Source organism: Streptomyces sp. NPDC002309 (genome assembly GCF_053593375.1).
In genome coordinates this window covers 11906-38386 of record NZ_JBSFCI010000048.1, presented here as the reverse complement: position 1 = coordinate 38386, position 26481 = coordinate 11906, and the positions used below count along the sequence as shown (strand labels likewise).

The window sequence follows — 26481 nt, the reverse complement described above, 5'->3', positions numbered from 1 at the left end:
GGCACGGTCCCGGCGGCCCACTGTCCACCGCCGGAGGTTCTCCGCCGTGCCAACCGCTGCTCCACCCACCAGATCCGCAGTACCCAGCACCTTCCAGCGAGGCACCAGCCGGGCCATCTACGCCGTCACCGGCGTGGTCGACGAGGTCGCGGACCTCATCGTGCCCGGCGCCTTCGCCCGCACCCTGGCCGCACGCCCCGTCAAGACGGTGTGGCTCGCACTTGACGACGACGCCGGGGTCTTTTCAGCCGTGTTGCCGACGCCATGGGACGTCCTCAGCACATAGCTGACGTACCAGCTGCCAACGCTGTGCGCTTCATGCAAGCCCACCTACGACCGCGGAGCCGACGACGCCCACCCCCGCACCGATCAGCGCAGCCACCCCTTGGTCCACGAGTCAAGCTTGCCCTGCCACGAAGCGCTCAGTCACATGAGCCGACGCACGGTACTTGTCACCGACAGCGCCCTTGGTGGTTTTGTTCACCAGTTCTGGGTTCTGGCACAGATCTTGGGGAGCGATCATGAACCGTGACGGTTTCGTTCGATTGCAGGGCGCTCGCGAGCTTGGAATATGTGGCTCGTGGTAGAGAATTTAAATCTCCCCGCCCCGTCCTCGCATGGCCTCAGAGTTGCTCATCGCGGCTCCCCTGGCCTGCCACCGCACTGTCCCGTTGCTCTAGCTGCACAGCAGGTTGATCAGTCGGGCAGCCTGCGCTCGAGAACGATAGGCGAAGTGCCGATGTCAGCGGGCCCACGTACGTTTCGGTTGACCGCCCGGCCGGGCGGCGAGGAGGGGTGAGACATGAAGTGGGTCGGGGACGCGCGGCTGGCAGCTGGGCCTGAGGCCGCCTGGTACCTGGAGACGGCTTTCACGCCCGGCGCTCACCTGGGGACGGTGTACGACGATCCGACAACGCCCATCGTTGTGACAGGGATCGAGGAGGTGACCACCATGCGCGTGCCCAGCGGCCGTCTTGTCGTCGATGCTCCGTTCGACGACGACGACGTCTGGATGTACGAGCAAGGTTTGCCGACGAGGCCCTCGCGGGAGCTGGCGGTGCGCATTCCCCCGGGCGTCTACCGAGTGGAGATCGCATGGACGGCGGGCCCGTACGAGTTTTTCGGCGAGCACTTCGATGGCGTTGAGTGTGCCGCGACGCGCCTGTGCATCAGTGACGACCCTGTGATCGGGTGGGAGATGGGCCTGGGCGTCGAAGACGATGTCGACCGGCTTCAGCCAGGCGAGGAACCCCGCTTTTACTCCGACGCCAATGTTGGCTGCTTCGCCGACGCAGGTGCGTGGACGACCTTGTCCGCGCCATTTCGCGCATTCAAGGACGGCATTCCGGTGCCGCGCGAAACCGAACGGCTGCCCGGATGGTGCGAGCGGGTACGCGACGAGTCGCAACTAGCCGATCTGGTCATGTTCACGGCCGAATCGGGCGACGTCGTCTGGTTGGGCCGCACCAAGACCGGCGACGTGGCCAAGATCGTCGTCACCAGCGGCATGCCTGGCGCCAAAGCCTGACGCTGCTCCCTGTCTGCAAGGCGCTACTGCAGCAGGATCATCTTGCGGAGGAGTTCGAATCCAGCTCGACCGTAGAGCTGCCGCTTGATCTTCTTGATGCGGTTCACGGCTCCCTCGATGCTGCCGGAGCTCCACTGCAGCCTGAGCCCCGCAATGACGGCATCGAGGACCCGTAGCAGATGAAGTGCGAATCGGGTGAGGCCAGGTAGTTGACTGGCGTCGACTGCGTCGATCCAGGCAGGGAGCCTGGCACCCTGATGATGGCTGAGTATCTCGCCGAAGTCGCGGACATGCGCGGCGGCTGTGTCCAGTTCGGGGCAGCGTGTCAGAACATCCTTCAGCCCGGCGCGGTCGTCCTCGCTCAGCGCGGTGGGGTGTCGGGTGAGCCAGCCGGTCACCTGGCGCACCGTCGGATGCCGGGGCGGCGCGCCGGCCGGAGCCCCGCGGAGGGTGGCGATGTGGGCGCGGACCATCAGGTAGGTGACGGGCGCGCTTTCGGCAACAAGTGCGCTGTGGAGGCGGGTGACGCTGGTACATCCCTCGGCGAAGCGTCGCTCCAGGTAGGGCTTGTAGGGGTCCAGTCTGCTGGGCCGGGGCCGGTTGTCGCGGATAGTGTCATGCCACTGTGCGTCGTTCGCGTAGCGGAGCACGGTATTGAGACCCCAGCCTAGGCGCCGGCCAATCGCCCGGCGCGAGTGACCTTGGGCTAGGAACTCGTGGACCAGGGCATGTGCTGCCATCTTCCGCTCGGCCCGCCGACCGGTGGGCGCCGAGTCGTCCTGCGGTCGACCGGAACCCAGAGGGGCCTCCGGCAACATGCTGCTGGGCGATGGGTGGCGTAGGCAGTCGCGATGGGTGGCGACGCAGGTCTCCACGGCTCGGCCGAGGCCCTGCCACAGGTGGCCGGGACCCGCAGCCCGGAATGCCCCGGCCAGCGTCCTGGCTGCCCGGCCACAACCTCCCTCGCGCCCAACGCCCCCTGGCCACCGTCCGCGTCATCGGCGACCTGGAACGCATCGGCCGCCCCACCGAGGCCCACATGCGCACCAGCGATGGCACCTGGCGCACCACCGACACCACCGACAGCCTCTTCCACCGACGACGGCGCCGTCACCTACCCCGACCTCCTGCTCGTCAACGTCCCCCGCACCTGGGCCGCCGGCCCCGCCGGCCGCTTCGGCAAAGACGAAACACGCTTCGACAGCAACAGCCAGAGCAAGAACGGCTACGCCCACACCGCCACCCGGTTCACCGTCATCGCCCAGAACCCCGACGCCGACTGCGACCTCATCGGAGCCTTCGCCGCCGTCCTGACCAACCAGGGCGTCACCTCCGACGTCCGCCAAAGCACCCCACCCCCTCCACCTCGCCCGCAGGATGGACTCCACCCACCCCTACTACCGCCGCACCGCGGAGAGCGCCGAGGGCACCCCTGATGCCGCCGAAAACGGAAACACCGCGCAGGAGGAGACGACCAGCCTGTGCCCCAAGGCGAGGTGGCACGGACGAGGAGACCTCCGACGGAAGGGGCCGCCTCGGCAAGGACCCGAAGCGCGCGGCGGAGCGCGCGAAGCAGCTGGCGGCGATCGCCCCGGACTGGAACTGCCCGTGGCCGCTGACCTGGCAGCGGCACTACCGGGTGCTCACCGATCGGGTCCACGCCGACGACGTTCTTCCCTACATCGCGCCGGGCGCCACCTTCGAGGGTGATGACATCGGCACCGGGAGGTGGCGGCAGCAGGAACCGGACACCTGGCCGCAGCTGCCCGAGGGCAGCGGCCCACCGGTGGTCAATGACCGCGCATGCGCCGGTCGTACTCCGCCGCCGACTCCAGGCCCATCGCGGCACGGCGCTCATCAAGCCGGTCAGGATCGGCAACGGGCTGCAGGCGCACGTTCGTGCCGTCCCCGTCGTCGGTGTACTGCGTTCCGTACACCTGCGGCTCGCCGGCCGCGACCAGAACCCGGTCGGTGAGGTAGGCGACGTGGCGCGGTAACGCGTCCTCAGCCTCGACCGCGGCCCTCAGAAGTTCGAGAGCCCGGCACTGAAAGACCGGATCTAGGTCCGCGTGCTGGGCAAGCAGCCATGCCGCATCGGCTCCGCTCTCCCCCACCAACGCGACGCCCGGCCAACCGCGTTCGGAGATGACCTGTTTCAGCCAGGCGGTGTTGTCGCCATCGATCCGGCACATCTCGCGTCCGTCACGGGTCGTGAGGGCCAGGTGCCGCGCCGCCTGGTCCCGTTCGGCGCGGAGGAGGAGCTCCGCGGCCAGTTCGTCGTTCATCATGAGCCGGATCCCCGTTCGCCGCTCTGTGACAGGAAGCTGGACAAACAGTGTCCTGCCGGGCGCTGCGGCCAATGGTCAGTTCCGGGAACTCGGGGCGGTCGAGAGGTGTACAGACCGACCGCACGGCCGCATCCGACCCGCCCACCGGACGAGCAAGCCGGACAAACAAACATGGGCAACTCCCTTGCCGGCGGCAGCGGGAGAGCCGTGGCATGCCGCCCACGCCGTGGTCCGGGATGTCGCCGGCTCGGTACCGACCGGTGTCGGCGACCGCAGACAGCCAGGATGCAGGCCCAGGAGTCCGGCCTGTCGGCATCCTCCGATTCTGCCCGTCGGGCACAATCGCGACCGGAGCCTGTCCGGGCTCCTGTCGCACGTTGCCCGGACGGGCCGCCCGCTCACCCCCGCCGCGAGCGCGGCAGGCCTCATCGCCCGACGACGAGGTCCTCGAAGGCGACAACGGCCCGGTGCCCCGGCTCCTCCCCGACGGACCTCACGACCCCGAGAGCTGCCCCGGGCAGACCCCGAAGCGCCCCGTCGGCAAAGTCCCTAACAACCGGGGGCCTCGTCGTCGACGAAGGCAGCTGGGCAGGACGCCAGCCCGCCCCACCCGGTCAGGGCTGCGTCATCCGATCATCCGCCCCCGAGGCGGACGCGGTCCGGTCCGGCAGCGACGCTGAGCGGGTGGGACGTGATACCAGGGCGCAGTGGTGCGTGCAGGACGAAAAAGCGGCGCAGGCGCACGGACAGGTGCAGGGGCCCGGTGCGGAGGACGTTCCAGTGCGGGACACCACCGCGCCAGGTCGAGCAGTCAGGTGGCAGCGTCGTCGCGGCCAACCGTCAGGTGCTGGGGGCCTCGGCTGATCCAATGCCAGAGGCAAGAAGCGCCCGGAACATCTGCCCAGTCTGTTCCAGGGCAGCTGCATAGGTCTTGCGGCGAGCGCCGGTGCTGGCCCTGCCTGGTGGATTCGAGCGGCTGGCCCGCAGCCGTTCCCAAGCCTGATCGGTGCCGAGATCGCTGTGCATGACCAAAAACGCTACCCCGCTCCGAGCAGCCAGCGCCGGGGATTCCACTCCCGCACGGACAGGTAGCGGACAGGGGCTGGACAGGTGAGTCTGATCGACATGCTGTTGTCGGGGTCAGTTTCCGCAAGGCCGTCTGGGAGTGGTTCATGCACGCGGCCGCACATCGCGTTCGCCGACGGTGCCCGGCCACTCCCTCCCCCTATCACTTTCGGCCGTATCTCGGCCGACCTGGCTCTGTTCACAAGAACGAGTTGGCAGCGGCCTACGGCCGTGCGGGCTTGAGGATCGTGCAGATGTCGTCCGCGCCGCAGGCGGCGGGGTCGGTGGTCGCTGCGCGGGCTGCGAGGTCGCGGAGTGCTTCGCGGGTGGCGGCGAGCTCGGCCATACGCCGGTCGATGTCGTCCAGGTGCTCATGGATGAGGTCGGTAACGTGGGTGCAGGGTGAGTGGCCATCGTCGCGCAGGGCGATGATCGAGCGGATCTCGGCGAGGGTGAGGCCGGCGCGCTGGGCGTCACGGATGAATGCGAGTCGCGTTGCCGTGTGGTCGGGGTAGTCCCGGTAGCCACCCGGGGTGCGCGGGGGTACGGGCAACAGGCCGCTGTCCTCGTAGAAGCGGATGGTCTTGGTCGTCACCCCGGTGTGGGCGGCGAGGTCGCCGATGCGCATGTCTCCACGCTAACCCTTGACCTTCCAGTGCACTGGAAGGTCTACCGTCGGTTCGGAAGACGGACGACGGTCTAGGAGGACAGGCAGATGCACGTCACTGTGCTGAGGGTGGCGGATTGCCCGAACGCGCGGCCCGCGCTTGAGCGGGTGGCCGCCGCGCTGGGAGGACGGCAGGCTCAGGTGGAGCTGGTTGAGGTGGCCGATGAGGCTGAGGCCGCCCGGTTGGGCATGTACGGGTCGCCGACGATCCTGATCGACGGCACTGACCCGTTCGCGCCGCCCGGGGCGGTGCCGAGCCTCTCGTGCCGCCTCTACAGGAACGCCGACGGCACCGTGTCGGGCGCGCCGGACGAGACCGCCCTTCGGCAGGCCCTCGCCGGGGCCATCCCACAAACCTGTGATGCGGGGGCTTCGGACTGCTGCACCCCGCAGCCGCTGGACGTGGTCGGGCGGGCTGGCCGCGGGCGCCGCGCACCTGTCGAGAACGGGCTGCGCGTGGTGCACCAGCAGATCCTGCGCCACTTCGCCGCCACGGGAGCCGCTCCCGACGCCCAGACGCTCCAGCCCGTGGCAACCGGAGCCGGGCGGAGCGCCACCGAGGTGCTTGCCGAGCTGGCCGACGAGGACTTCCTCACCCTGGACGAGACCGGGAACATCCGCGCCGCCTACCCGTTCTCCGCTGTCCCCACCCGGCACAGGGTCCGCCTCGACAACGGAGTGGAGGTCTGGTCGATGTGCGCCATCGACGCCCTGGGTATCCCTGACATGCTCGGCCAGGACGCGGTGATCTCCTCCGCCGACCCAGTCACTGGCGACCCCATCACCGTCACCTCATCCACCGGCACAGTGCGGTGGGAACCGACCTCCGCGGTGGTCTTCGTGGGGCAGCGTCCCGGAGGCGGACCCGCCGCTTCGACCTGCTGCGACGCCCTGAACTTCTTCACCGACGCCGCGAATGCCTGCGCTTGGACAAGTCAGCACCCCGACGTCCCCGGCCAGGTAGTCGACCAGCCGACCGCCGAGCGCATCGGCCGCCAGACTTTCGGCCCCCTGCTCGCCCCTTGATAGCCACGTGGCACGCGCCGACACGAGTGCATCTTGGCAGCGGATCTGCTGTGTCACCCATTGCCGGTACTCGCTGCCTCCTGTTCTCGTGAACACCGACTTCGACTCATGACGGGTGCCTCCCGAAAACGTGAACAAGCGCTGTCGTGACTCGGTTTCTGGCACACATTCCGTGATGTGCGCTCGCTGAGTGACGACTGACGCTCCAATCGGGCTCCGGGAAGTTGCCTGAATAATGACCAAGGCCGATCTTGATGCGGTCGACAGTACGGCGTCGTGGAAGAGATGGCGCCCCGCTTGGAGCGGCCTGCTGTTACCGTCCATCGCGGACGTGTCGGTGCTGTCGCTGGACGTGAGCGACGAGGCGATATGCATCGACGTCTGCAGTACGGCGGACGGGGCGGCATGCCCGGACTGTGGGAGCGAGTCGACCCGGGTGCACAGCTCTTACCTGCGGTTTCCAGCGGACGTGCCCTGCGAACCCCCATGGCACTCCTCCACCCTCGCGTCCAATGACCCCGAACGGGGCCTGCTGCAAAGGACCCGCACCGAACCGGAACGGTTGCCGAGGCGCTCAGGAGCGGCCAACCGACTGCGTCGCATAGTCACAGGACGTACAGGGCCAAGGGGCCGGACGGGCCAAGCAGCTTCCGCTTTCCTGCTGTCTGCGCAGTTAGACTCCCTGGGGCGCCGCCGAAACGCAGTACGTGCAGGCACAGACCGCGAAGCGCCCTGCTGTGACGCGGCGCTTTTACGCACAACCAGATGACGGTGAGCCGCACCGAGGACCTGCAGCAGCATCTGGTCACCGGAGGGGCGGGGTTCTCCACACACGTGCTTGAGAGCGGTGCGTAAGCGGCGCCACTTGGAGGCTGCACCCGTTGGCCAGGGCCCTCTCGGGGAGGGTGATGTCCTCTCCCCTCGTCGGGAGGAGGACCTCACGCGTGCTTTTGGTCCCCCACTCGCTTGTTGTCGGCCCCGCTGGCAAGGACTGGATCAGGGCGACGGCGGTGCCGTGCAAGCTCTGCACGGCGTAGCTCGCCGGCAGCGAGGACGCTGCATGCGGCCCCGACAAAGAGCACGCCTGAGATCGCGAACATGCTGCGCTGGTCATTCGCCAGGACGTCCAGGTATTAATCCAGGAGACCTCGATCTGTCCGCGTTCATTGGGAGTCGTGTTGAAGGCGAAGTACCGGCCGTCCTTCGTTTCGGCCGCCTGCAGGTGCCCCTCTCTGACTCCGCTCACGGACAGCAGCATGCCCGAAACGAACAGCGTCACGAGCACAACCTGCACCTTGATCGGCAGGCACCGAACGGCCAGCCACATGGAATGTCGGTCTGGTCGCCTCAAAAGAAGACGGATCAGTGCGGCAACAAAAACCGGGAAGAGCGACACCATGATCGCCGCGGGTAGCCATCCCGAGCCCGTCACCGGCAAGGTCCCCGGCAGCCACGTGAGTCCGGCAAGCCCAAGAAGCGCTGTTCCCAGACCGGCTGCGACGCCCCCATGTATTTTGAAACTGAGCCCCATGTCCAAAGACTGGCATGGACAGTGCTCCGAGTCATAGCCGTACCTCGGCAAGATGCCGGCTTCCTGCTTGCCGAGGGCAACGCCAACTATGCAGGGCGCGGCGGTCTGCTGGCATGGCGTTGCGGCGAGCGGCGAGGCCTTGCGCTCCTGCGGTCGACGTGCGCGGGGACGCGCCGAATTCGGGGCATGCTCTGTTTATGACAAGAGGGTGGCGGTGCGCGATCGTCGGATACGGTGTGCTCGCCTTGCTCGGCATCGCAGCGGTGACGTGGTCTGTGATGACCAGCCTCGCGCAGTTGGACCTGCTGGGAAACGCCGTACAGGTCCGGCTCGCAGAGTGCCATCAAGAGAGCGCTGGGCGCGCGGGAAGTCACACCGTATGCAGCGGCCCCCAGATGGGCAACGAGAAGCGCACGGTAGAGGTCCAGTACGAAGGCCGCCCACGCGAGGTTGTTCGAGTCTCCCGGACGCCCTGGGGCACCTACGAAGCCGTGGAAACTGGCCCCGTTGCGTGGGGAATCGGAGTGCTGATGCCGGTGATTCCCTTGATGGCGACGGTCGGGGTCGGAGCGCTCACTGCCCGAGAATGTGCGACATCCCGTAAGTTCCCCTGAGCCTCGCTGAGTCCTCGGACCCGTGGCCAGGGGGTTCTTCCTCCTTCGTGTGCTCTGCTGGCCTGTGACGTAACTTCGGGATTCCTGAAGCGTTCTCATCTCGTCCGACCGTTCCGCAGTCGAGTCGAAGGTGAGGAGGCTCGGGTTGGCGGCGCTGGCAGTCGTGCGGGACCTGTGTGAGCACTGGGCGCCCGCGTCGGCGGAGGAGCTGGAGCGGTTCGAGACCGATGTGCTGTCCGGGTTCATCCTGGCGCGGGCCTCGGCAGGGCTAGCGGACGGCACCATCCGCGGGGACGTCGGTCATCTGGATCAGATCAGGACCTGGTTCGGCCGGCCCTTGTGGGAGATGGAGCCCGCTGACGCGGACGTGTACTTCGGGAAGGTGTTGCGGCACTCGCCCAGCGGCACCCGGCTGGGCCGGTCGCAGGCGTTGAGCACGTACTTCATGTTCCTGGAGTTGCGGCAAAAGGTCGAAATCCACAGGATGACCGGCCGGGTGGTCGAGTGCCCGATCGACGAGATGAACCGTCCGCGTGGGGCCAAGGACGCCCAACTGCGGATCCCGCCGAGTGAGCCGGAGATCGGGACGTTGTTCACCGGCTGGGGCGGCGAGCTGGCCGCCTGCCGGAAGTTCGCCCCGACCGCCCGGAACTACACCGCCTCGAAATTGATGTCCCAGGTCGGCCTGCGGGTGAGCGAGGCATGTGGGCTCGACCTGGACGACATCAAGTGGGACCTGGGCCGCTTCGGCAAGCTCCACGTCCGCCACGGCAAGGGCGCCCGCGGCTCGGGGCCGCGCGAGCGGATGGTGCCGCTGATCAACGGTGCCGACCGGACACTGCGGTGGTTCATCGAGGACGTGTGGGGCCAGTTCGACGACGATCACGCCAGGCCCGGCGCCCCACTGTTCCCGAGCGAGCGGAAGAACACCGACGGTTCCGCCCGCCGGGTCGGTGACGACGCCCTGCGCAATGGGCTCGACAACGCCGTCGAGGCTCATCTGCCGGGCTGGACGGACAAGTTGACGCCGCACGTGCTGCGGCATTTCTGCTCGTCCCAACTCTACGGAAATGGGCTGGATTTGCTCGCGATCCAGGAGGTCTTAGGACATTCCTGGATCGCCACGACCATGCGGTACATCCACGTGCAGCAGACCCGGGTCGAGGACGCCTGGGTTGCCGGGATGGAACGGGCCGCGAAGCGGCTGGAAGGACTGGCCCGATGAGGTGGAACCTGCGGCTGACCGCCGCGAACAAGGGTATCTGGAAGGCGTCCGAGCTCCAGCGGAGCCTGGCCGAGCACGGCCTGGTGATCTCGGCCGGCAAGATGTCCGGGCTGTGGTCCGGCCAGCCGGTCTCGCTCAAGCTGGAGGACCTGGACGTCATCTGCGTGGTCCTCGGCTGCGAGATCGGCGACCTGCTGATCCCCGAACCGGGGAAGGTCAGCCGACCTGGCCAGGCAGAGGAGACGGAACGGGCCGCGGTCGGTGCGGGAACCGCCGCACCGAAGGTGATCCCCAAGCGCCGGGACGGCCGGTCGCTGCCGCCGGAGTGATCCAGTGGCACGGTTCCCGAAGGGCTACATCAAGCCCACCGACTCCTGCGACAGCTGCCTGGCCTGGGGAAACTTCAGCGGTCGCCTCTGCCCCACCTGCTACATGTTCGGCCGCGGCCACGACGCGTCCGCATGCACCGGCTGCCACCGCGTCCAGCCGCTGAAGTGGAACTACTGCCGCCTGTGCTGGTGCCAGGCTCGCCTCAGTGCGAAGGCCGTCGTCGGCCAGCCCACGGACGAGACGGACGTGCGGGACCGGCTCGCCGCCGTCCGGCATCACCAACTGTTGTTCGTCGGGATGCACTACCGCAGGAGACCGACCCCCACGGCTCGGACGCGCGAAGAACGGCGGGGAGCCCCGCGCAAGCCGCCTCCTGCCGGCCTGGCGCCCGGATCCCGGCTGGCAGCAGCTACCGCTGTTCGCACAGACCCCCCGTGAGTACAGCTGACTCGCCCTGTCCGACGTCGACCTGACCAGCCCGTGGCTGGCCTGGGCAAAGTACCTCGCCCACCGACTCGCCGAGACCCGAGGCTGGGGACGCAACATCCGCTTCGCCGTCAACCGCGGCCTGGCCCTCGTCCTCACCGGCTACCTCGAGGGCGACGTCATCCGGCACACGGAGATCTTCGCCCCGCTGCGGGCCCTGGACCTGCCGGTCGGCCACACTGTCACGGTCCTGGACGAGATGGGGATCTACGAGGACGACAGCGAACCCTCCTTCGAACGCTGGATCGCCGAGAGGCTGGAGGGTCTCGCACCCGGCATCCGCTCGGAGGCCGAGCGCTGGACCCGCGTCCTGCGCGACGGCGGTCCCCGCAGCCTCCCGCGACGGGACGGCACGGTCTGGCTCTACCTCAACCGGGTCCGCCCGGCCCTGCTGGAATGGTCGAACCCCTACGACCACCTGCGGGAGGTGACCCGCGACGACGTCCTCACCTACATCAAGACACTGCACGGCCACCAGCGCCACGACCAACTCGTCGCTCTGCGCTCGCTGTTCACCTGGGCCAAACGGAACGGACTGATCTTCCGCAACCCCACCAGCCGGATCAAGGTCGGACAGTACGAGTACGCCGTACTGCAACCGCTCATCCCCGAGCAGGTCGACCGCTCCGTCGCAGCGGCCACCACCCCGGCGACCCGGCTCATCCTCGCCCTCGCAGCGGTCCACGCCGCCCGGGTCGCCCAGATCGCCAACCTCATGCTCGACGACGTCGACCTCGGCAACCGCCGGCTGACCGTCGCCGGACGCCCCCGCCCGCTCGACGATCTCACCTTGCAACTGCTGCTGGACTGGCTGGAGCACCGGCGCCGCCGGTGGCCGACCACCGCGAACCTCCACCTGCTGATCAACAACCAGACCGCCAACACGACGAGCCGCGCCAGTAATCACTGGATCAGCGCTCCGATGCGGGGACAGGAAGCGACCCTGGAGAGACTCCGCGTCGACCGGCAGCTCGAAGAGGCCATGGTCAGAGGCCCTGACCCGCTCCACCTCGCCGAGGTCTTCGGGCTCGACGAGAAGACCGCGATGCGCTACGCGGACTCAGCACGGGCGTTGCTGGAGCAGGCCGCCGAACAAATACCCGAGAGCCGACAGTGACCTTCTGCCATTCTGCTTGCCATGTCCGCACGAAATCGAAGACTGCCCCGGCACCGTGCCTGGCCACTGACCACCACCGACATCAACGAGTGCCTCGGCCCCTACATGACCCGAGTCACGGACCTGGCATTCCTCACCGGACATGACAGCGGGACCATCGTCTTGGGAGCAGCATGGATCGCTCCGAACCCCCGCAACTACGGCCGCGGCACCCATCCGGACATGGTCGGCTTCCGCATAGACGTCCACCCCGTCGATGCCACTGAACGTGCAGCCACCCGCGCTGTTCTACGAGCGCAGGCCCTCCCGCAACTCCACGAATGGATCACGCAGGCGATCGCCGCCGACGAGACCTGGCAACTGACTGACCACCAGCACTACTGGCGGCTGACCGACGGCCACCTCACTCACCGCGACGAAGCGTGAGACCGATTCCAGACGACACGCACCCCCGCGCGGGTTCACAACCAACCCAAGGGGCCGCACCCGGGAATCAGGACACCAGACCCTCGGGTTCCCAACGAGAAACCTTCAGTTCCCCTGAACTCACGGGCCTCTCCGGGTGCGAGTAGGTGCCGTGCAGGAAGTGCCGCTGAGGTTGATCATGACCGACGACCGCTGGACCGAACGCGACTGGCAGCAGGCCGCCCAGCGGGCCTTCACGGCCCTGGGCGAGCAGCACCAGGCCGCACCCGGACCGGACCGGCTCCTACTGATCGCCTACCTGCGTCAGGGCCTGCGCCTCGCCCGCGACCACCGGCTGAACCTCGGCTGGCTCACGCCCGCCGCCTGGACCTACGTCAGCGACTCCGTGTGGGAGCCCTTCGCCCCACCCGACGCCGACAGCACGGGACTGGACACGGCCGCCGACGCCCTGGTCGAACTCCTCAGCGCGCTCGCCCGCCGCCAGCACCAGCACCGCTCGCACACCGTCGCCCGCCTCACCACGGTCATCGACAGCCACCTGCTCCCCGATGACCTGCAGCACATGGCGCTGTACTACCGGGCCAAGACCCACCGCGACCTCGGGGACAGTCCGGCCTCCCGCGCGGGCATGCAGGCCGTCGCCGACGGCCAGGGCCGCCTCGCCCCCGCCGCCCGCCGCGGACTGGCCCATCTCGCCTGCATGGCCGGCGACTTCCCCACCGCCCTGGCCACCGCCCACACCTTGGGCTGGGAAGGCCGCCACCACCGCGTCGAAGGCGACATCTGGTGGCCCCACGGCGACATGGACCGCGCCGCCGCCGCACGTGACGAAGCCGAACACCACGGTGTCACCGGTGAGCGCGGCAACAGCCAGGCACACCGTGCCTTCGCCCTGGCCTTCACCGACCCGGACATCGCCGACAACGAACTCGCCTTCGCTGAGCAGCTGCTGGCCGGCGTGGATCTGCGCGCCACCACCCTCATCACCCATATCGCGGCGCTCGCCCGCGACGCCGGCCGCACCGACGCCGACTTCGAAGACCGCGCCCAGGTGCTGCGCACCGAGATCCGCACAGCGGGCGTGACGTACACCGAACTCGCCCTGGACCTCGCCCTCGCCTTCCACCACGCCGTCCGCGACGACCAGGACCAGGTGGCCACAACGATCGCCCGGCTGCGTGAGAGCACCCGCGGCGGCGACTTCGCCTACTACACCGACATCGCCGCTTTCATGGCCAACCTGCCCCTCGAGGAAGCCTCACCGGCACGCTGGATCGACGGCGCACAGCACACCCGGCAGCAATGGCGAAGTCTGGTCACCGCCCGCCGCGACCAACGGCGTACCTCGCGGTGACCCAAGCCCTCGAAAGGGCCGACGCGCCATGCACGTGACGGCGTCGGCCCGGGCGCGCTGTTCGCCCGGGCCGGTTCAGCCGATCACGGACCGGGCGAAGGCGACGGTGCTGGCGAAGGCGCCCCGGCGGCTATGGGTCGAGGTGGTGCGCGCCGGACGGCCTGAGTGGCCGCAGCCGGGGCCCGTTGGGTCTGTGGACTGGAGCTCACGGCCCGGGGGAAATCGGCGGTGGTGCGGCGGCCCGCCCGGCAGAATCGGGTGATCGACACGCCCTTTGGGGGAGCTATGCAGGAACTCCGCTTCGACGACGACATCCGGTTCACCGCTGCGGTCAGCAGCGACCAGACGTGGCTGCACCGCGCACTGGGAGCCCACGAGCTGAGAGTCCACCTCGACGTCGGGGCGTCGCCCTTCACCGAGGCAGGGAAGATCCTCGCCCTGGAGGCGGACCTGTTCGGCTTCGACACGATGGGGCAGCGCTCCCGGCTCGCCCGGACGACAGTGAACCTGCCCTACACCCCGAAGGTGACCGTCCACCACGTGAACCTGTCGTTCCCGCTGACGTCGTTGCAGGTCCACGCGATCGAGGAGGGCCGCACCGGCGACGTCCGGTTTGAGATCGACCTCAACGCGACCCTGCCGCAGGCGCCCGGCTACCCGGGGAGCGCCCAGGAGACGGTGCACATCACGATCGCCAAGAGCCGGTGGGAACAACAGCTCGCGCAGCTGGGGCCGTCCGCGGCGTTCGAGATGGCCGTGCCGTACCCGCTCGGCGATCCGGAGCGGGACGAGGTCGGACGGACGCTGCGGGAGGCGCAGCGGCTGCTGACCGTGGGCGAGATCCGGGCGTCGATCCTGGAAGTCAGGCGGGCCCTGGAGTGGGTCCGGGACAACGTCACCTGGGACAACCCCGGGCCGAGGAAGCAAGCCAGCCAGTGCAACCAGACCGAGCGGTGGTGGCGGATCCAGGACGCCCTGTACAGCCAGACCTGCGGAGCCCTGCACAACGACGCGGTCACCAAGGCCTTCAAGTACGACCGAGTCGAGGCGGAGACGCTCCTGTCGATGACTTCCGCACTGCTGCGGAACGTGCCTGTCACCAGCGCGTGACGGGGCGGCCGTACGGCCGCCCCGCGACCGAAACGAGGACCGCATGGCAATCGAGCACAACGGCATTGCAGGCCCCTACACCGAGTACGACGGACTGCCCGCCCTGCACGCAGTGGATAAAGATCTGCCGGTAATCCATCCGTACCCACCGGTGACGCCCGGCCGCTACGTCACGCCCGGCGGCGGACGGCTCACCATCCACCCGCCCGAGAAGTCCGCCCACATCCGGATCACGTTGGACCACCTGGGCTGTCCCGCACAGCTCACCGACGAGAAGAACGCCGCCTTCAAGCGGCTCGCCCTGGCCGCGGAGGGCCACTGCGTGCACGCCGGTTGTCGGCACCGCGCCGCGTACGCGGACGGGGTACTGCGCATCTTCGAGGTGTGCAACGGAAGTGTCGCGCTCGCCGCGTTCGTGCGCGCTGCGCTCGCGGTCGAGTTGGGGGACTTCGCTCCCGTGGATCGGCTCTGGCGGGAGAGCGAAGAATTGGCCGGGCCTGTCCGTCGGGAGGGTGAGGAGGGCCAGGTCAGCGGCGGCTAGAGGCCCCGTGTCTCGCCGACCCCCTCCACGCATGGGCGGCAGACCTGCGCCGCCGCCCGGGTGACGGGACTGCTCACCCGGTCCTCAGCGTCACCCCGGAGTCCTGGTTCAGACACCTGGCGCAAGGTAGTCGGCATGCCCGGGCATGCGAAAGGTCCCACGAACGTTCGTCCGTGAGACCTTTCGCGGTCTAGCCGATGCCTACGAGGCGTTGAGGAACTCGTTTCGCGTCCTGTGCTCCAGCAGGATGCTGTACCTGGCGAGCGTGCTTTTCTCGATCATCCGACCCCGCGGCGTTCGTGTCGGCAGTGCGAACTTCCGCCAGGCGCTGATCCAGTAGGACATATCCGAGACCCCGCAGGCCTCCAGGAAGATCGCGTACCTGTCGAAACGGGGCAGCTTTGTGTTGTTGGGGTGGAGCATGTCACCGATCGTGGAGCGCTTGAGCCTGTGTCCGGTACGTCCCTCCAGCTCTCGCAGGGACGGCTCCAGCGCCCACCGGTGGACCTCCCGCAGCTTCTCCACGAGGTCCTTGGGGGACATCGCCGTCAGCGGGTCGGGCTCCCCGGCCGGGATGACATGCCTCTCATTGATCTTGCTCGTCCGCTTCCGCTTCTGAGGCTTCTGCTGCTCCCTGGCGAGGAGTGCGATGTACCACTGATCCAGCCCCATTCCCCGGTCTTCGTCCGGCGACTTCGACAGTGCGCTCCGGAGCTTCAGGTAGGTCGACGGATCGGGAACGACCTCTACGCTGAGGTAGCTCTCCAGGAGGCTCGTGGTGACGTCCAGCTGGTGAGCTAGCATCTCGAGCGAAAGGCCGGACCGGGCGAAGAGCCTGTTCAGGCTCTTCCGCACGTTGATCCTCGGGTCGAGGGTGACGGCCATATCGTCACGCCTCCTTGCAGCCGTGCAGGAGCCGGGCGATCACGTCGACGAGCACGGCCGCGATCACCGCGGCAATGCACTCGACGGCATGGCCGTCCAGGATCCCCCACACCAGGGCGGCCGCTGTGAGCAGGCCCAGCAGCACGCGGACGAAGCCGAAGCCGCGGCCGGCGGCGATGCCATCCGTGAGACCGTCGCCCCGGTAGAAGCCGAAGCTGCGGGGGACGCCGGGGCAGAGGACGCAGCCGGGCGCGGGACGGCCCGAGCCGAATCCCAGGTCGAAGCGGAAATACATGAGCCTCTCCATTGTCTGTGAGCCGGTGCTTGGAGGTTGGGCGGGTACGGAACGAAGGGCCGCGAACCCTTCGGCGCTTGCGCAGGATCGAGCATGCCCGGCGTGCGTTCAGCCCAGCAAATCCCGTCATGGGTACACAAATTGACGGAACACATGGTTCCGGTGTTCCTAGTGGCGAGAGGTGTCCGAGAGGGTGCGGCCGAGCCGTCCGGGCCTGTCCGAGACTTGCGACTTCTCGCTTGGACGGGCCCAGTAAATCCGTCCGGACCTGTCCGAGAACTTTGACTTCTTCATGGCCTAGGCCGCATTGTCTTGGCATGAGCCGTCCGGTGCTTGGAGGGCTTGGGGGCGGGCCGCGAACTCGCCCCAGTGTGACCTAGTTCACACGCCGGTAAGGCCTGTGCTCCTTGCACGGGCCTTACGTGTGTTCCATGCGGCACCGGGCGCCCAAGGGGCGGACCCCTGATGGCGATTCTTGAAAACGGCTCTGACCGCAGTTCCGTGAACGGACATATGGCGGGGAGCGAACGTGCCGCATGTGGCACTCTGGCTGGATGACAGAGAGCGACCGGGAACGCGCGGTAGAGGGCTGGATCTGGAACGAGAACGTCCAGCCCTTGTTGGCTCTCTTGGCGCGTTACGCCGGCTACGACTTCGATGGCATCGACTGGCAGGCGGTCGAACTCGGCCTTGAGGCCACCGATGATGAGCACCCGGATCGCTGGTACAGCTATCCACTCGTGGGGTCGGACCATCGCCTCGAAGTGCACCTCGCGCAGGCCGTGGGTGGCAATGAGGTTTCTGTCCGCGTGGCGGGAACTTCCAACCCTGAGCTGCTGCTGAGGGTGGACACTCTGATGGCGGCCTTTGCCGTCATGCTCGTGGCATGAGGCGAGCATGAGTCGTAGCCTTCATGGCTGGGTGAGAATTCGGGTCCGGAGGAGGGCGAACGAGGCTCGGCCGTACATGGCTCGCTTGAGCGTCTTAACCCGGTTCACGTGCCCTTCGACGACCCCGGAGCTCCAGGGGAGGGTGAGGCCGGCGGTCACCGCCTCGAGATCCTGGCGGAGGAAGCCGGCGAAGCCCTTCATGGGCTTGGGTGCGTCCTGCTCGGCCTGCCGGATCCACTCCAGCAGCAGGTATCCGCGCTGGTGACGGACCAGATCGGCGAACGCCCGTGCGAGATCGCAGGCCCGAGTGATGTCCGGGCAGGCGAGCCGGACTTGAAGGAGTCGCTCGTCCTGGCTCTCGGTGAGCGTCTCCCGAGGCCGCATGATCCACGAGGTGATCTTGCGAGGGCTCGGGATGTCCGCCCGGACCGGTTCGGCGGTGCCCGCGCGGAGGGCGGCGAGGTGTTTGCAGACGACCTGTCGGCTGCCGCGGTAGCCGCGCGCCTGGATCTCCAGGAACAGCCGAGTGCCGCTGACCTGGCCTTGCGCCTCGGTGAAGCGAGCGTTGAGGTATGCCTTGAAGGGCTCCAGGACGCCGTTGGGCGGCGGTCGCGGGCGGAGGCCAGCAGTTGGTCGAGGTCGGTGTCGCGGAAGCGGCGCACGGTTTTGCGGTCGAGGTTAAGCCGGCGGGCGATGGCGCTGATCGTCCAGCGTTACTCCAGCAGGCGGTGGATGTCCTCGTAGCGGTGGCGGGTGCATTCGATGATCTGGGTGCGGGGCAGTTCCGCGGGCGGTAACAGCATCGGGGGTGGCTCCGGCGCCTCGGTCGCCGTCTCCTCCTCGGCATGTTTGCGCAGGCAGTCGCGGTGCTGGTGACAGGTCTTCTCCGCCGCGGCGGACAGGTTCTGCAACAGGTGCCAGCGATCAGCGACTTCCAGGGCGTGAGGGGCGGCTTCCTTGACCGCCTTGGTGTAGGCGGTGGCCCGGTCCCGGCAGATGATCTCGGCGCCGGGATGCTCGGTGAGCCAGGTCGCGAACGTCTCGGAGGTGCGGTCGGGCAGTACGTCCGCGACCCGGCCGGCCTCGACGTCGACCAGCACGGTGCCGTAGGTGCAGCCCTTGCGGAAGGCAAACTCGTCCACCCCCAGTACCCGCGGGGCACGGTCCGACACCGCTGGCGCCGTCAGTAGCCTGAGCAGCCGGGTTCGGCCCGCAGTCAGCCGCAGGCGTCGGCACAGCCGTGCGGCGGGACGGCCGCCGAGCTCGATCGCGATCGACCGCAGCCAGTCCGCAAGCCCGGTACTCGACCGACGGTAGCGCGTGGACAGACCCGGCACCTGCTCGACGAACGTCTTACGGGAACAGTTCTTCAGGTCGCAGAAGTACCGGCGCACCCGCAGGCGGACGATGACCTGGCGTGAGCCCAACGGCCGCTCATTCAAGGTGCGTTGATAGGTACTGTACACGCGGCGGGCCTGCTTGCGACAGTTTGGGCACCGGCCCGGACGGGCCGTCGACACCGTCTCCACCACCAGGATGCCGGAGGAGTCGCTCATCCCCTCCACCCGCACATCGATCCCGGGAAACAGCACATCCTCAACCGCCTTGCTCGCCACGGCAGGAAGTACGCTGCCGAAACGATCCCGCGTTCCTACTGCTGACCTGGGGATTCACGGAACTGCGGCCAGAGCCCTGAAATTCCCCACCCTGCGCTCAGGGTCTCCGCAGAGTTGCTCACCTTGGCTCCCCACCCACGGGCCTGGCCCACAACCGCCTGATCAGGGAGGCCTTCACCGAGCCGGAGCGCCCCGTTCACTCGCCGTCAGAAGCGACGCCAACGTGGCTCACAGCCCCTCAGATATTCGTAAGGCACGTCCCTTAACGGGCAACTTGCCTCACATACCTGACACTCATTACTCACCCGAGATAACGCTTACGGCAGGGGTCACCGGGGCTTGAGGAACATCCATGTCAGATCGTGCGCTAAGCCTTCGCGGTGTTGATTGGCGCTTTGACCTGGGGTGATCGCCTGTCAGAGCCTTCGTGGGTCGCTGTTGTCGATCTTCGGAGAGTTGTTGTGGCGGTCGAGTTTCTGCCAGGTGAGCAGGCTGGGTACGGGGCGTTTGTCGGGGCGCCGTCCCGAACCGAGTTGGAGCGGTACTTCTTCCTGGACGACACGGACAGGGAAGCGGTGCAAGCCAAGCGGCGTGCGCACAACCGGCTCGGGTACGCGGTCCAGCTCACGAGCGTGCGCTACTTGGGCCGGTTCCTGCCGGACCCGCGGCAGGTGCCGGAGGAAGTGGCCGAGTACCTGGCCGAGCAGCTGGAGATCGCGGACCCTTCATGCCTGAAGGAGTACGGCGAGCGGGACGGGACGGCCCGCACCCACGCCGGGGAGATTCAGGAGGTCGGGGGCTGGCGGGACTTCGCCGAGGTCTCGGCCGAGCTGAGTGAGTGGCTGGACGCGAGGGCCTGGACGACCGGGGACGGGCCGAAGGCTTTGTTCGACGCGGCGGCGGGATGGCTGCGCGAGCGCAGAGTACTTCTGCCCGGGGCGAGCCGCCTGTCACGGCTGGTGGGCAATGTCCGGGAGGCGGCGAACCAGCGGCTGTGGGACACCCTCTACGGGCTGCTGAGCACCGGCCAGCGAGCGGTGCTGGACTCGCTGCTGACGGTGCCTTCCGGTGCGCGGGTCTCGGAGCTGGACCGGCTGCGGCGCGGGCCGGTGCGGGTGTCGGGCCCGCAAATTAAGTGGTCCCTGGCCCGGGCAGAGGAGATCGCTGATCTAGGTATGGGTGCGCTGGACATGTCGGGTATACCGCCGCGCCGGCTCGCGGAGCTGTCGCGGTACGGGGTGGACGGTAAGGCGACGCTGCTCAAGCGGCACAACGACGCACGGCGCCTGGCAACTCTGCTGGCCACCGCGGTGCACCTGACGACACGGGCGGTCGATGACGCCTTGGACCTGCTGGAGGTGCTGATCGCCACGAAACTGCTGGCCAAGGCCGAGCGGGAGACGGCCAAAGAGAAGATGAAAACCCTACCGAGAGTCGAGCGGGCCGGGGCGAAGCTGGCGACCGCCTTCCAGGTGGTCTTCGACACCACTGCCGAGCAGGTCGACACCTACACCGGGGAGATCAGTCCCCCGAAGGTGCAGACGCTGGCGGCGATGTGGGAACAGATCGAGGCGGTGGTACCGCGCAACGAGCTGGCCGCCGCGATCGCGGCACTGTTCGAGCTGACCCCGCCGCTGGACTCCGATGCGGATCAGTCATGGCGGGCGATGCTGGCCACCCGGTTCGGAACGGTGCGGCCGTTCCTGAAGCTCCTGGTCAAGGTCGTGGATTTCGGAGCGACTCCGGAGGGCGCCCCGATTCTGGCCGCGCTGAAGACGCTGCCGGAGCTGATGGGCCGCAAGAAGGTGGGACCTGCCGAGATCGACACCGAGCTGCTGGCCGGGTCCTGGCGGCGCCTGGTGCTGGCCGCGCCGAACCTGGAGCAGGGGACCGTGGACTGGAAGGCGTACGTGTTCTGTGTGCTGGAGCAGTTCCACCGGATGCTGCGCCGACGGGAGATCTTCGCGAAGAACTCCTCCAAGTGGGGCGACCCGAGGGCGAAGCTGCTGGCGGGTGAGGCGTGGGAGCAGGCCAAGTCCACCGTCCTTGCGTCCCTGGGCCTGCCCGAGGGGGCGGGCGAACACCTGGCGGCGCGGGCTGCGCTGCTGGACGGTACCTACCGGGAGGTCTCGGGCCGCCTGCCGGAGAATGCGCAGATCTCTTTCGACGATGACGGCCGCCTGCACTTCGCCGCGTTGGAGCCGGAGCCCGAACCGGCCTCCCTGCTCGACCTGCGGGCTGCGGTGAACGCGATGCTGCCCCGCGTCGACCTGCCGGAGGTGCTACTGGAGGTGTTCTCCTGGACCGGCGCCGACCAGGCGTTCACCTCGGTCACCGGCAGCGAGGCCCGGCTCAAGGACCTCCCCGTCACCATCGCGGCGCTGCTGGTGGCCCATGGCTGCAACGTCGGCTACACCCCCGTCATCAGCGGGGTTGACGCGCTGAAGTACGGGCGGTTGTCCCACGTCGACCAGACGTATCTGCAGCTGGCGACGTACCGGGCCGCGAACGCCACACTGATCGACGCCCAGGCGGCGATCCCGCTCGCCAGTGCGTGGGGTGGCGGGCTGGTCGCCTCCGTGGACGGGATGCGGTTCGTGGTGCCGGTGCCCTCGGTCTACGCACGGCCGAACCCGAAGTACTTCGGGCGGCGGGGCGGTGCCACCTGGCTCAACATGATCAATGACCAGGCGGCCGGACTCGGCGGCAAGGTGGTGGCCGGCACCCCGCGCGACTCGCTGTATGTGCTGGACGTCCTCTACGACCGCGACGGCGGCAAACGCCCCGACATGATCGTTACGGATACCGCCTCGTACTCCGACATTGTCTTTGGCCTGCTGACTTTGGCGGGGTTCACCTACGCTCCGCAGTTGGCCGACCTGCCGGACCAGAAGATGTGGCGCATCGACCGCACGGCCCACTACGGCGCGTTCCAGGACGCGGCCCGCGGCCGGATCGACCTGGTCCGGATCGAGCGGCACTGGGAGGACATCCTGCGGATCATCGGCTCGATCCACACTGGGGCCGTGCGGGCCTACGACGTGATCCGGATGCTGTCGCGCGACGGCCGGCCCACCCCGCTGGGCGACGCGATCGCGCACTACGGGCGCATCTCCAAGACCCTGCACATCTTGCGTCTGGCGGACGAGCCGGCCTACCGACGGAAGATCAAGGTGCAGGCCAACCTCCAGGAAGGCCGCCACGCGCTCGCCCGGAAGATCTTCCACGGCAAGGCCGGGCAGCTCTACCAGCGCTACCAGGACGGCATGGAGGACCAGATCGGCGCCCTCGGCCTCGTCCTCAACGCCCTGGTGCTCTTCAACACCCGCTACATGGATGCCGCCATCACCCAGCTCCGGGCCGACGGCTTCGACGTCCGCGACGAGGACGTGGCCCGCCTCTCTCCGTTCGTGCGACACCACATCAACATGCTCGGCCGGTACTCCTTCCAGCTCCCGGACCTGCCGGGTGGCCTGCGGTCCCTGCGTGACCCCGATGTCGTCGATGAGGAATAACGGTCGTCAACCCGTCATCCTGGTCGCGGCCGCCTTGGCCGGAGTGTCCGTACCCGGGCAGTTGGCCGACCGGCCCTCTCACTGGTCGCGCCGTTGTGCGCTGGTGACGGCGAACACGGCTGCGGTGAGCGCCCACACCGCGTAGACGGTCCAGGCTCCGCCGGTCGTCCACGGGAAGTCGGTCTGGCGGGGGCCGACCTCCACGAGCCGCAACCACGCCTGATAGAGCGTGGCGTGCCCGGCGACCGCCGACCAGTGGCGGCCCTCGGTGAAGACGATGGGCAGCACGAGGATGACCGCCACCGCGGCGATCATGGTGGCCGAGGTGTGCCTGATGACGGAGCCGATGGCCATGCCGACGACCGCGCACACGGGCGCAAGGAGGGCGGACGCCACTGCGACACGCAGGGCGCCCGGGTAGCTGATCGATATGCCGGCGTCCCGGCCGTCGAGGATCGCCTGCGTCAGGCCGAACGAGGCCCCCGCGACGATCAAGCCGAAGACGGTGGTGACCGCGGTGACGACCACCGTTTTGGCGGCCATCACCGAACGGCGAGCCGGAACGGCCGCGAACGTCGTACGAATGGTGCCCGTGCTGTACTCGCCGATGATCGCGACGGCGCCGATGGCACCGAGGGCGAGCATCATGACCATGGCGGCGTTCGCCGTGAACGCCTCCTGCAGCGGAATTCCGGCCCGGACGTAGTCGGCCCGGTCCGTCGCGCTCCGCTCCGGCCAGTAGTTGTAGGTGTCGTAGGCGGTCCCCGCGTTGAACGCGATGACGGCCAGGGCGGTGGCCCCGTACGCGAGCCAGGTCGAGCGCAGCGACCGAAGCTTGATCCACTCGGCGGCCACCAGGTCGTAAAAGCGGGCACGGGGTTCGTCGGCGCCAAGTCCGCCAACGGGAGCGTACGTCGTGGTCACTGAGGGTCTCCTGCGAGGTATTGCACGCTGTCGGCGGTGAGCTCCATGAACGCCTCTTCCAAGGAGGCGGACCGGGTGCTGAGGTGATGCAGCGGAATACGGTGCTCCATGGCGATCTCACCGATCCGGACCGCGGTCACACCAGTCACAGCAAGCAGTTCGCCCGCCGTGTCCACGGCCGCGCCCTCGGCCGTCAGCAGATCTCTCAGGACGTCAGCGGCGGGCGTACCCACCGTGACGCTCAGCCCAGTGCCGCGAGCGGAGAACTCCGTGAGGCTCTCGGCCGCAATCAGCTCACCGCGGCCGATGACGATCAGCTCGTCGGCGGTGTGCTCCATCTCGGACATGAGATGGCTGGAAACAAACACCGTGCGGCCCTCGGCGGCCAGACGCCTGAACAGGTCACGCACCCACTTCACGCCCTCCGGGTCAAGGCCGTTGAGCGGCTCGTCGAAGAGCAGTACCGGTGGTTCGCCGAGCAGGGCGGAAGCGATGCCGAGCCGCTGCTTCATGCCGAGCGAGAATCCGCCGATGCGGCGCCGGGCGACCTCGGCGAGGCCGACCTCCCGCAGAACCTCCTCCACCCGGCGCTGCGGGATGCGGGCGCTGCGGGCCAGGGCGGACAGCTGCGCCACCGCGCTGCGCCCGCCGTGCACATCGTGCGCGTCGAGAAGGGAGCCGACATGACGCAGGCCGCGGGGCCGGTCGCGGAAAGGGCGGCCGTCGACGGTGACGGTGCCGCTGGTGGGCTCGTGGAGGCCGAGGATCATCCGCAGTGTGGTGCTCTTGCCGGCGCCGTTCGGACCGAGAAACCCGGTCACCTGGCCGGGCCGCACGGTGAAGGTCAGATCTTTGACGGCCGTCGTGCCGCCGTATCGCTTCGTGAGCTCGTTGACTTCGATCACGGGGACAACGGTGCCGGTGGGCGACCCCGCTCGTAATCGGACCACCGATGACAATCGGAGAGGACGGGTGTCAACCCTGGTTGTACGGCCACGGTCGGATGTGCCGTCAGATGCAGGTGCCTACGATCAATGCATGTCCGCCTCACCGCCGCTGCCGTTGCCATTGGTCAAACGCATACCGCCGGGCCTGTGGACGGCACTGGCGTGGTACACGGCAGCAGTGGAACCCATCGTCGAGTACGTAGTGATGCCGCAAGTGCCGACGTACTCGCTCAACTACCCCCGGGACGGGCTCGACTCGCTCGGAGCCCAGGCGCTGCTCGCCGTCGCCTTCGTGCTGGTCCTGGCCGGCAGCGCGGTGCTGCGCCGCAGGACCTCCGTGGCGTACGGTCTGGTGATCGTCGGTACGGTCATCTCGACGGTGGCCTGGCGGCAGGATGAGATTCCGCCCACGCAGTTCCTGGCCGTGGATATCGCCCTCTGCTACCTCGCAGCCACCCGGCCTCGGCGGAGCTCGTTCATCGCGGCCGCCGCAGCGCTCGGCACACTGGCCGGCTACCTCGTCCTGCGGTTGATCACGGGCGACGATTCCAGCATCGCGCAGGAGCCGTTCGTGGCCCTGACCGTGGTCATCGCCTGGCTCGTCGGTAATTCGTCGCATCAGGCCCGGGCCCACAACGCAGAGTTGCACGCCCGGGCCGCCGTCGAGGCCGTCACCGCCGAACGGCTGCGCATCGCCCGCGAGATGCACGACACCGTCGCCCACAGCATCGGCATCATCGCCTTGCAGGCCGGCGCCGCGGCCCGGGTCATCGAGACCCAGCCGGCCAAAGCCCGCGAGGCGATGCTCACCGTGGAGATGGCTGGCCGCGAGACGCTGTCCGGGCTGCGAAGGATGCTCGGCGCGCTGCGCCAGGCCAACCACGGTGAGGAACGCCAAGGCCGTGCGCACGGGCCGGCGCCCCTGCGACCGGCCGCCGGCCTGGCGAACGTGGAACAGCTCGCCGCGACGACCACGGCCGCCGGAGTCCGCGTGGAGGTGCGGTGGCAGGGCAGGCGTCGCCCGCTGCCAGCCGATATCGACCTCGCGGCGTTCCGGATCGTCCAGGAGTCGGTGACCAACGCCGTACGGCACTCGGGTGCCGATTCCTGCCAGGTGCGCCTCGACTACCGCGCGGACGAACTCGCCGTCGAGGTCTCGGACCGAGGGAAAGGCGGCGGCACCAGCACGGACACCGGATACGGCCTGATCGGCATGCGCGAGCGGGCCGCCCTGCTGCATGGCGATTTCACGGCCGGGCCCCGTCCCGGGGGCGGCTTCCTGGTAGCGGCCAGACTCCCGGTACCGGCCGGGACCGAGGTAGAAGCGAAGACGGGAGTCAGATGACCATCCGTGTCGTGCTCACCGACGACCAGCCCCTGGTCCGGGCCGCCCTGCAGATGGTCATCACCGACACCGCTGACATCGAGGTGGTGGGCGAGGCAGAAGACGGCGCGGAAGCGGTACGACTGACGGAGGAACTCGCCCCCGACGTCGTGGTGATGGACCTCCGGATGCCCGGTATGGACGGCATCGAGGCCACCCGGCTGATCACGACGGGCACCGGCTCCACACGCGTCGTCGTCCTCACGACCTTCGACGACGACTACGTCTACGGGGCGCTGCACGCCGGCGCCTCCGGATTCCTCGTCAAGGACATGGCCCTGGACGACATCCTCGCCGCAATCCGGATCGTTGCCGCCGGGGACGCTCTGATCGCACCAGCCGTCACACGCCGGCTGATCAAAGAGTTCACCACCCGACCCGCAGCGTCACCGCCGCGGCGGTCGCAGCTCGACGGCATCACCGCCCGGGAACGCGAGGTGCTGACCCTCGTCGGCAGAGGCCTGTCCAATACGGAGATCGCAGGCGAGCTCTCCATCAGCATCGCCACCGCCAAGACCTACCTGACCCGCCTACTCGCCAAGCTCAATGCCCGCGACCGGGTGCAGCTAGTGATCCTGGCCTATGAGGCGGGCCTAGTGGCAACATCCCAGTGAGTGGACGGACTCCCCGCACAGCGAGCACCGGCGGACGGTGCGCGATCCACGCGTGTCCGATCCAACCCAGCCTGCCGTCAGTGCACAGGTTGATCAAGGTTCT

24 protein-coding genes are annotated in these 26481 nt (G+C 68.3%); 15 read left to right on the top strand and 9 right to left on the bottom strand.

The window, feature by feature from the left end; translation table 11 throughout:
- Window positions 1-46: 46 nt before the first annotated feature.
- The gene (locus ACWCPM_RS30100; protein ID WP_450979412.1) at window positions 47-286 is read left to right on the top strand and encodes a hypothetical protein; all 240 of its coding nucleotides are present in this window, start codon (window positions 47-49) and stop codon (window positions 284-286) included.
- A gap of 516 nt (window positions 287-802) precedes the next feature.
- On the top strand, window positions 803-1528 hold the full coding sequence (locus tag ACWCPM_RS30095) for a DUF4241 domain-containing protein (RefSeq protein WP_450979411.1): 726 nt from the start codon (window positions 803-805) through the stop codon (window positions 1526-1528).
- A gap of 23 nt (window positions 1529-1551) precedes the next feature.
- Here the strand turns inward: ACWCPM_RS30095 and ACWCPM_RS30090 are convergent, their stop codons facing one another.
- Window positions 1552-2268, bottom strand: coding sequence for a transposase (locus tag ACWCPM_RS30090; protein ID WP_450979410.1), 717 nt, complete (start codon window positions 2266-2268; stop codon window positions 1552-1554).
- Window positions 2269-2580: 312 nt separating this feature from the next.
- On the opposite strand from ACWCPM_RS30090, the gene ACWCPM_RS30085 reads away from it, so the two are divergent.
- The gene (locus ACWCPM_RS30085; protein ID WP_450979409.1) at window positions 2581-2964 is read left to right on the top strand and encodes an RNaseH domain-containing protein; all 384 of its coding nucleotides are present in this window, start codon (window positions 2581-2583) and stop codon (window positions 2962-2964) included.
- A 354-nt stretch (window positions 2965-3318) separates the two neighbouring features.
- On the opposite strand, the gene ACWCPM_RS30080 is transcribed toward ACWCPM_RS30085, so the two are convergent.
- Window positions 3319-3816 carry a DUF6624 domain-containing protein gene (locus ACWCPM_RS30080; RefSeq protein ID WP_450979408.1) on the bottom strand — a complete coding sequence of 166 codons (498 nt, stop codon included), beginning with the start codon at window positions 3814-3816 and terminating at the stop codon, window positions 3319-3321.
- Between the two features lie 1288 nt (window positions 3817-5104).
- Entirely contained in the window at window positions 5105-5509 is a 405-nt protein-coding gene (locus tag ACWCPM_RS30075; RefSeq protein WP_450979407.1) for a heavy metal-responsive transcriptional regulator, read from the bottom strand.
- 87 nt (window positions 5510-5596) lie between these two features.
- Here ACWCPM_RS30075 and merB point away from each other — a divergent pair, with 87 nt between their 5' ends.
- The 8 genes from merB to ACWCPM_RS30035 all read left to right on the top strand — a co-directional run bounded on the left by merB (window position 5597) and on the right by ACWCPM_RS30035 (window position 15308).
- Window positions 5597-6574, top strand: coding sequence for an organomercurial lyase (gene merB / locus ACWCPM_RS30070; RefSeq protein WP_450979406.1), 978 nt, complete (start codon window positions 5597-5599; stop codon window positions 6572-6574).
- Window positions 6575-8864: 2290 nt separating this feature from the next.
- The gene (locus ACWCPM_RS30065; protein ID WP_450979405.1) at window positions 8865-9944 is read left to right on the top strand and encodes a tyrosine-type recombinase/integrase; all 1080 of its coding nucleotides are present in this window, start codon (window positions 8865-8867) and stop codon (window positions 9942-9944) included.
- Window positions 9941-10273, top strand: coding sequence for a helix-turn-helix domain-containing protein (locus ACWCPM_RS30060; RefSeq protein ID WP_450979404.1), 333 nt, complete (start codon window positions 9941-9943; stop codon window positions 10271-10273). The genes ACWCPM_RS30065 and ACWCPM_RS30060 overlap by 4 nt, the downstream gene beginning before the upstream one ends.
- A gap of 686 nt (window positions 10274-10959) precedes the next feature.
- Entirely contained in the window at window positions 10960-11877 is a 918-nt protein-coding gene (locus ACWCPM_RS30055; protein WP_450979403.1) for a hypothetical protein, read from the top strand.
- A gap of 21 nt (window positions 11878-11898) precedes the next feature.
- Window positions 11899-12303 carry a hypothetical protein gene (locus ACWCPM_RS30050; RefSeq protein WP_450979402.1) on the top strand — a complete coding sequence of 135 codons (405 nt, stop codon included), beginning with the start codon at window positions 11899-11901 and terminating at the stop codon, window positions 12301-12303.
- Window positions 12304-12481: 178 nt separating this feature from the next.
- The gene (locus ACWCPM_RS30045; RefSeq protein ID WP_450979401.1) at window positions 12482-13657 is read left to right on the top strand and encodes a hypothetical protein; all 1176 of its coding nucleotides are present in this window, start codon (window positions 12482-12484) and stop codon (window positions 13655-13657) included.
- 285 nt (window positions 13658-13942) lie between these two features.
- Entirely contained in the window at window positions 13943-14767 is an 825-nt protein-coding gene (locus ACWCPM_RS30040; protein ID WP_450979400.1) for a hypothetical protein, read from the top strand.
- 43 nt (window positions 14768-14810) lie between these two features.
- A complete protein-coding gene (locus tag ACWCPM_RS30035) occupies window positions 14811-15308 on the top strand; it encodes a DUF6420 family protein (protein WP_450979399.1) in 498 nt (165 codons plus the stop codon).
- 201 nt (window positions 15309-15509) lie between these two features.
- Here ACWCPM_RS30035 and ACWCPM_RS30030 read toward each other — a convergent pair whose 3' ends face one another.
- Window positions 15510-16193, bottom strand: a complete 684-nt coding sequence (locus tag ACWCPM_RS30030; protein WP_450979398.1) for a hypothetical protein — start codon at window positions 16191-16193, stop codon at window positions 15510-15512.
- A gap of 4 nt (window positions 16194-16197) precedes the next feature.
- Window positions 16198-16488 carry a hypothetical protein gene (locus ACWCPM_RS30025; RefSeq protein ID WP_450979397.1) on the bottom strand — a complete coding sequence of 97 codons (291 nt, stop codon included), beginning with the start codon at window positions 16486-16488 and terminating at the stop codon, window positions 16198-16200.
- A 554-nt stretch (window positions 16489-17042) separates the two neighbouring features.
- On the opposite strand from ACWCPM_RS30025, the gene ACWCPM_RS30020 reads away from it, so the two are divergent.
- Entirely contained in the window at window positions 17043-17378 is a 336-nt protein-coding gene (locus ACWCPM_RS30020) for a hypothetical protein (RefSeq protein WP_450979396.1), read from the top strand.
- A gap of 21 nt (window positions 17379-17399) precedes the next feature.
- Here ACWCPM_RS30020 and ACWCPM_RS30015 read toward each other — a convergent pair whose 3' ends face one another.
- Together ACWCPM_RS30015 and ACWCPM_RS30010 are read right to left on the bottom strand one after the other, a co-directional pair.
- The gene (locus ACWCPM_RS30015; RefSeq protein WP_450979420.1) at window positions 17400-17765 is read right to left on the bottom strand and encodes a transposase; all 366 of its coding nucleotides are present in this window, start codon (window positions 17763-17765) and stop codon (window positions 17400-17402) included.
- Window positions 17766-18091: 326 nt separating this feature from the next.
- Entirely contained in the window at window positions 18092-18994 is a 903-nt protein-coding gene (locus ACWCPM_RS30010; protein WP_450979395.1) for an ISL3 family transposase, read from the bottom strand.
- A 461-nt stretch (window positions 18995-19455) separates the two neighbouring features.
- Here ACWCPM_RS30010 and ACWCPM_RS30005 point away from each other — a divergent pair, with 461 nt between their 5' ends.
- On the top strand, window positions 19456-22509 hold the full coding sequence (locus tag ACWCPM_RS30005) for a Tn3 family transposase (protein WP_450979394.1): 3054 nt from the start codon (window positions 19456-19458) through the stop codon (window positions 22507-22509).
- A gap of 78 nt (window positions 22510-22587) precedes the next feature.
- Here the strand turns inward: ACWCPM_RS30005 and ACWCPM_RS30000 are convergent, their stop codons facing one another.
- Together ACWCPM_RS30000 and ACWCPM_RS29995 are read right to left on the bottom strand one after the other, a co-directional pair.
- On the bottom strand, window positions 22588-23433 hold the full coding sequence (locus ACWCPM_RS30000) for an ABC transporter permease subunit (protein WP_450979393.1): 846 nt from the start codon (window positions 23431-23433) through the stop codon (window positions 22588-22590).
- Window positions 23430-24338, bottom strand: coding sequence for an ABC transporter ATP-binding protein (locus tag ACWCPM_RS29995; RefSeq protein ID WP_450979392.1), 909 nt, complete (start codon window positions 24336-24338; stop codon window positions 23430-23432). The genes ACWCPM_RS30000 and ACWCPM_RS29995 overlap by 4 nt, the downstream gene beginning before the upstream one ends.
- A 133-nt stretch (window positions 24339-24471) precedes the next feature.
- Here ACWCPM_RS29995 and ACWCPM_RS29990 point away from each other — a divergent pair, with 133 nt between their 5' ends.
- Both ACWCPM_RS29990 and ACWCPM_RS29985 read left to right on the top strand, forming a co-directional pair.
- Window positions 24472-25725: a sensor histidine kinase gene (locus ACWCPM_RS29990; RefSeq protein WP_450979391.1), complete on the top strand. Its 1254-nt coding sequence runs from the start codon at window positions 24472-24474 to the stop codon at window positions 25723-25725.
- Complete coding sequence (locus ACWCPM_RS29985; protein ID WP_450979390.1) at window positions 25722-26378, top strand: response regulator; 657 nt, start codon at window positions 25722-25724, stop codon at window positions 26376-26378. The genes ACWCPM_RS29990 and ACWCPM_RS29985 overlap by 4 nt, the downstream gene beginning before the upstream one ends.
- The last annotated feature ends 103 nt before the right edge of the window (window positions 26379-26481 follow it).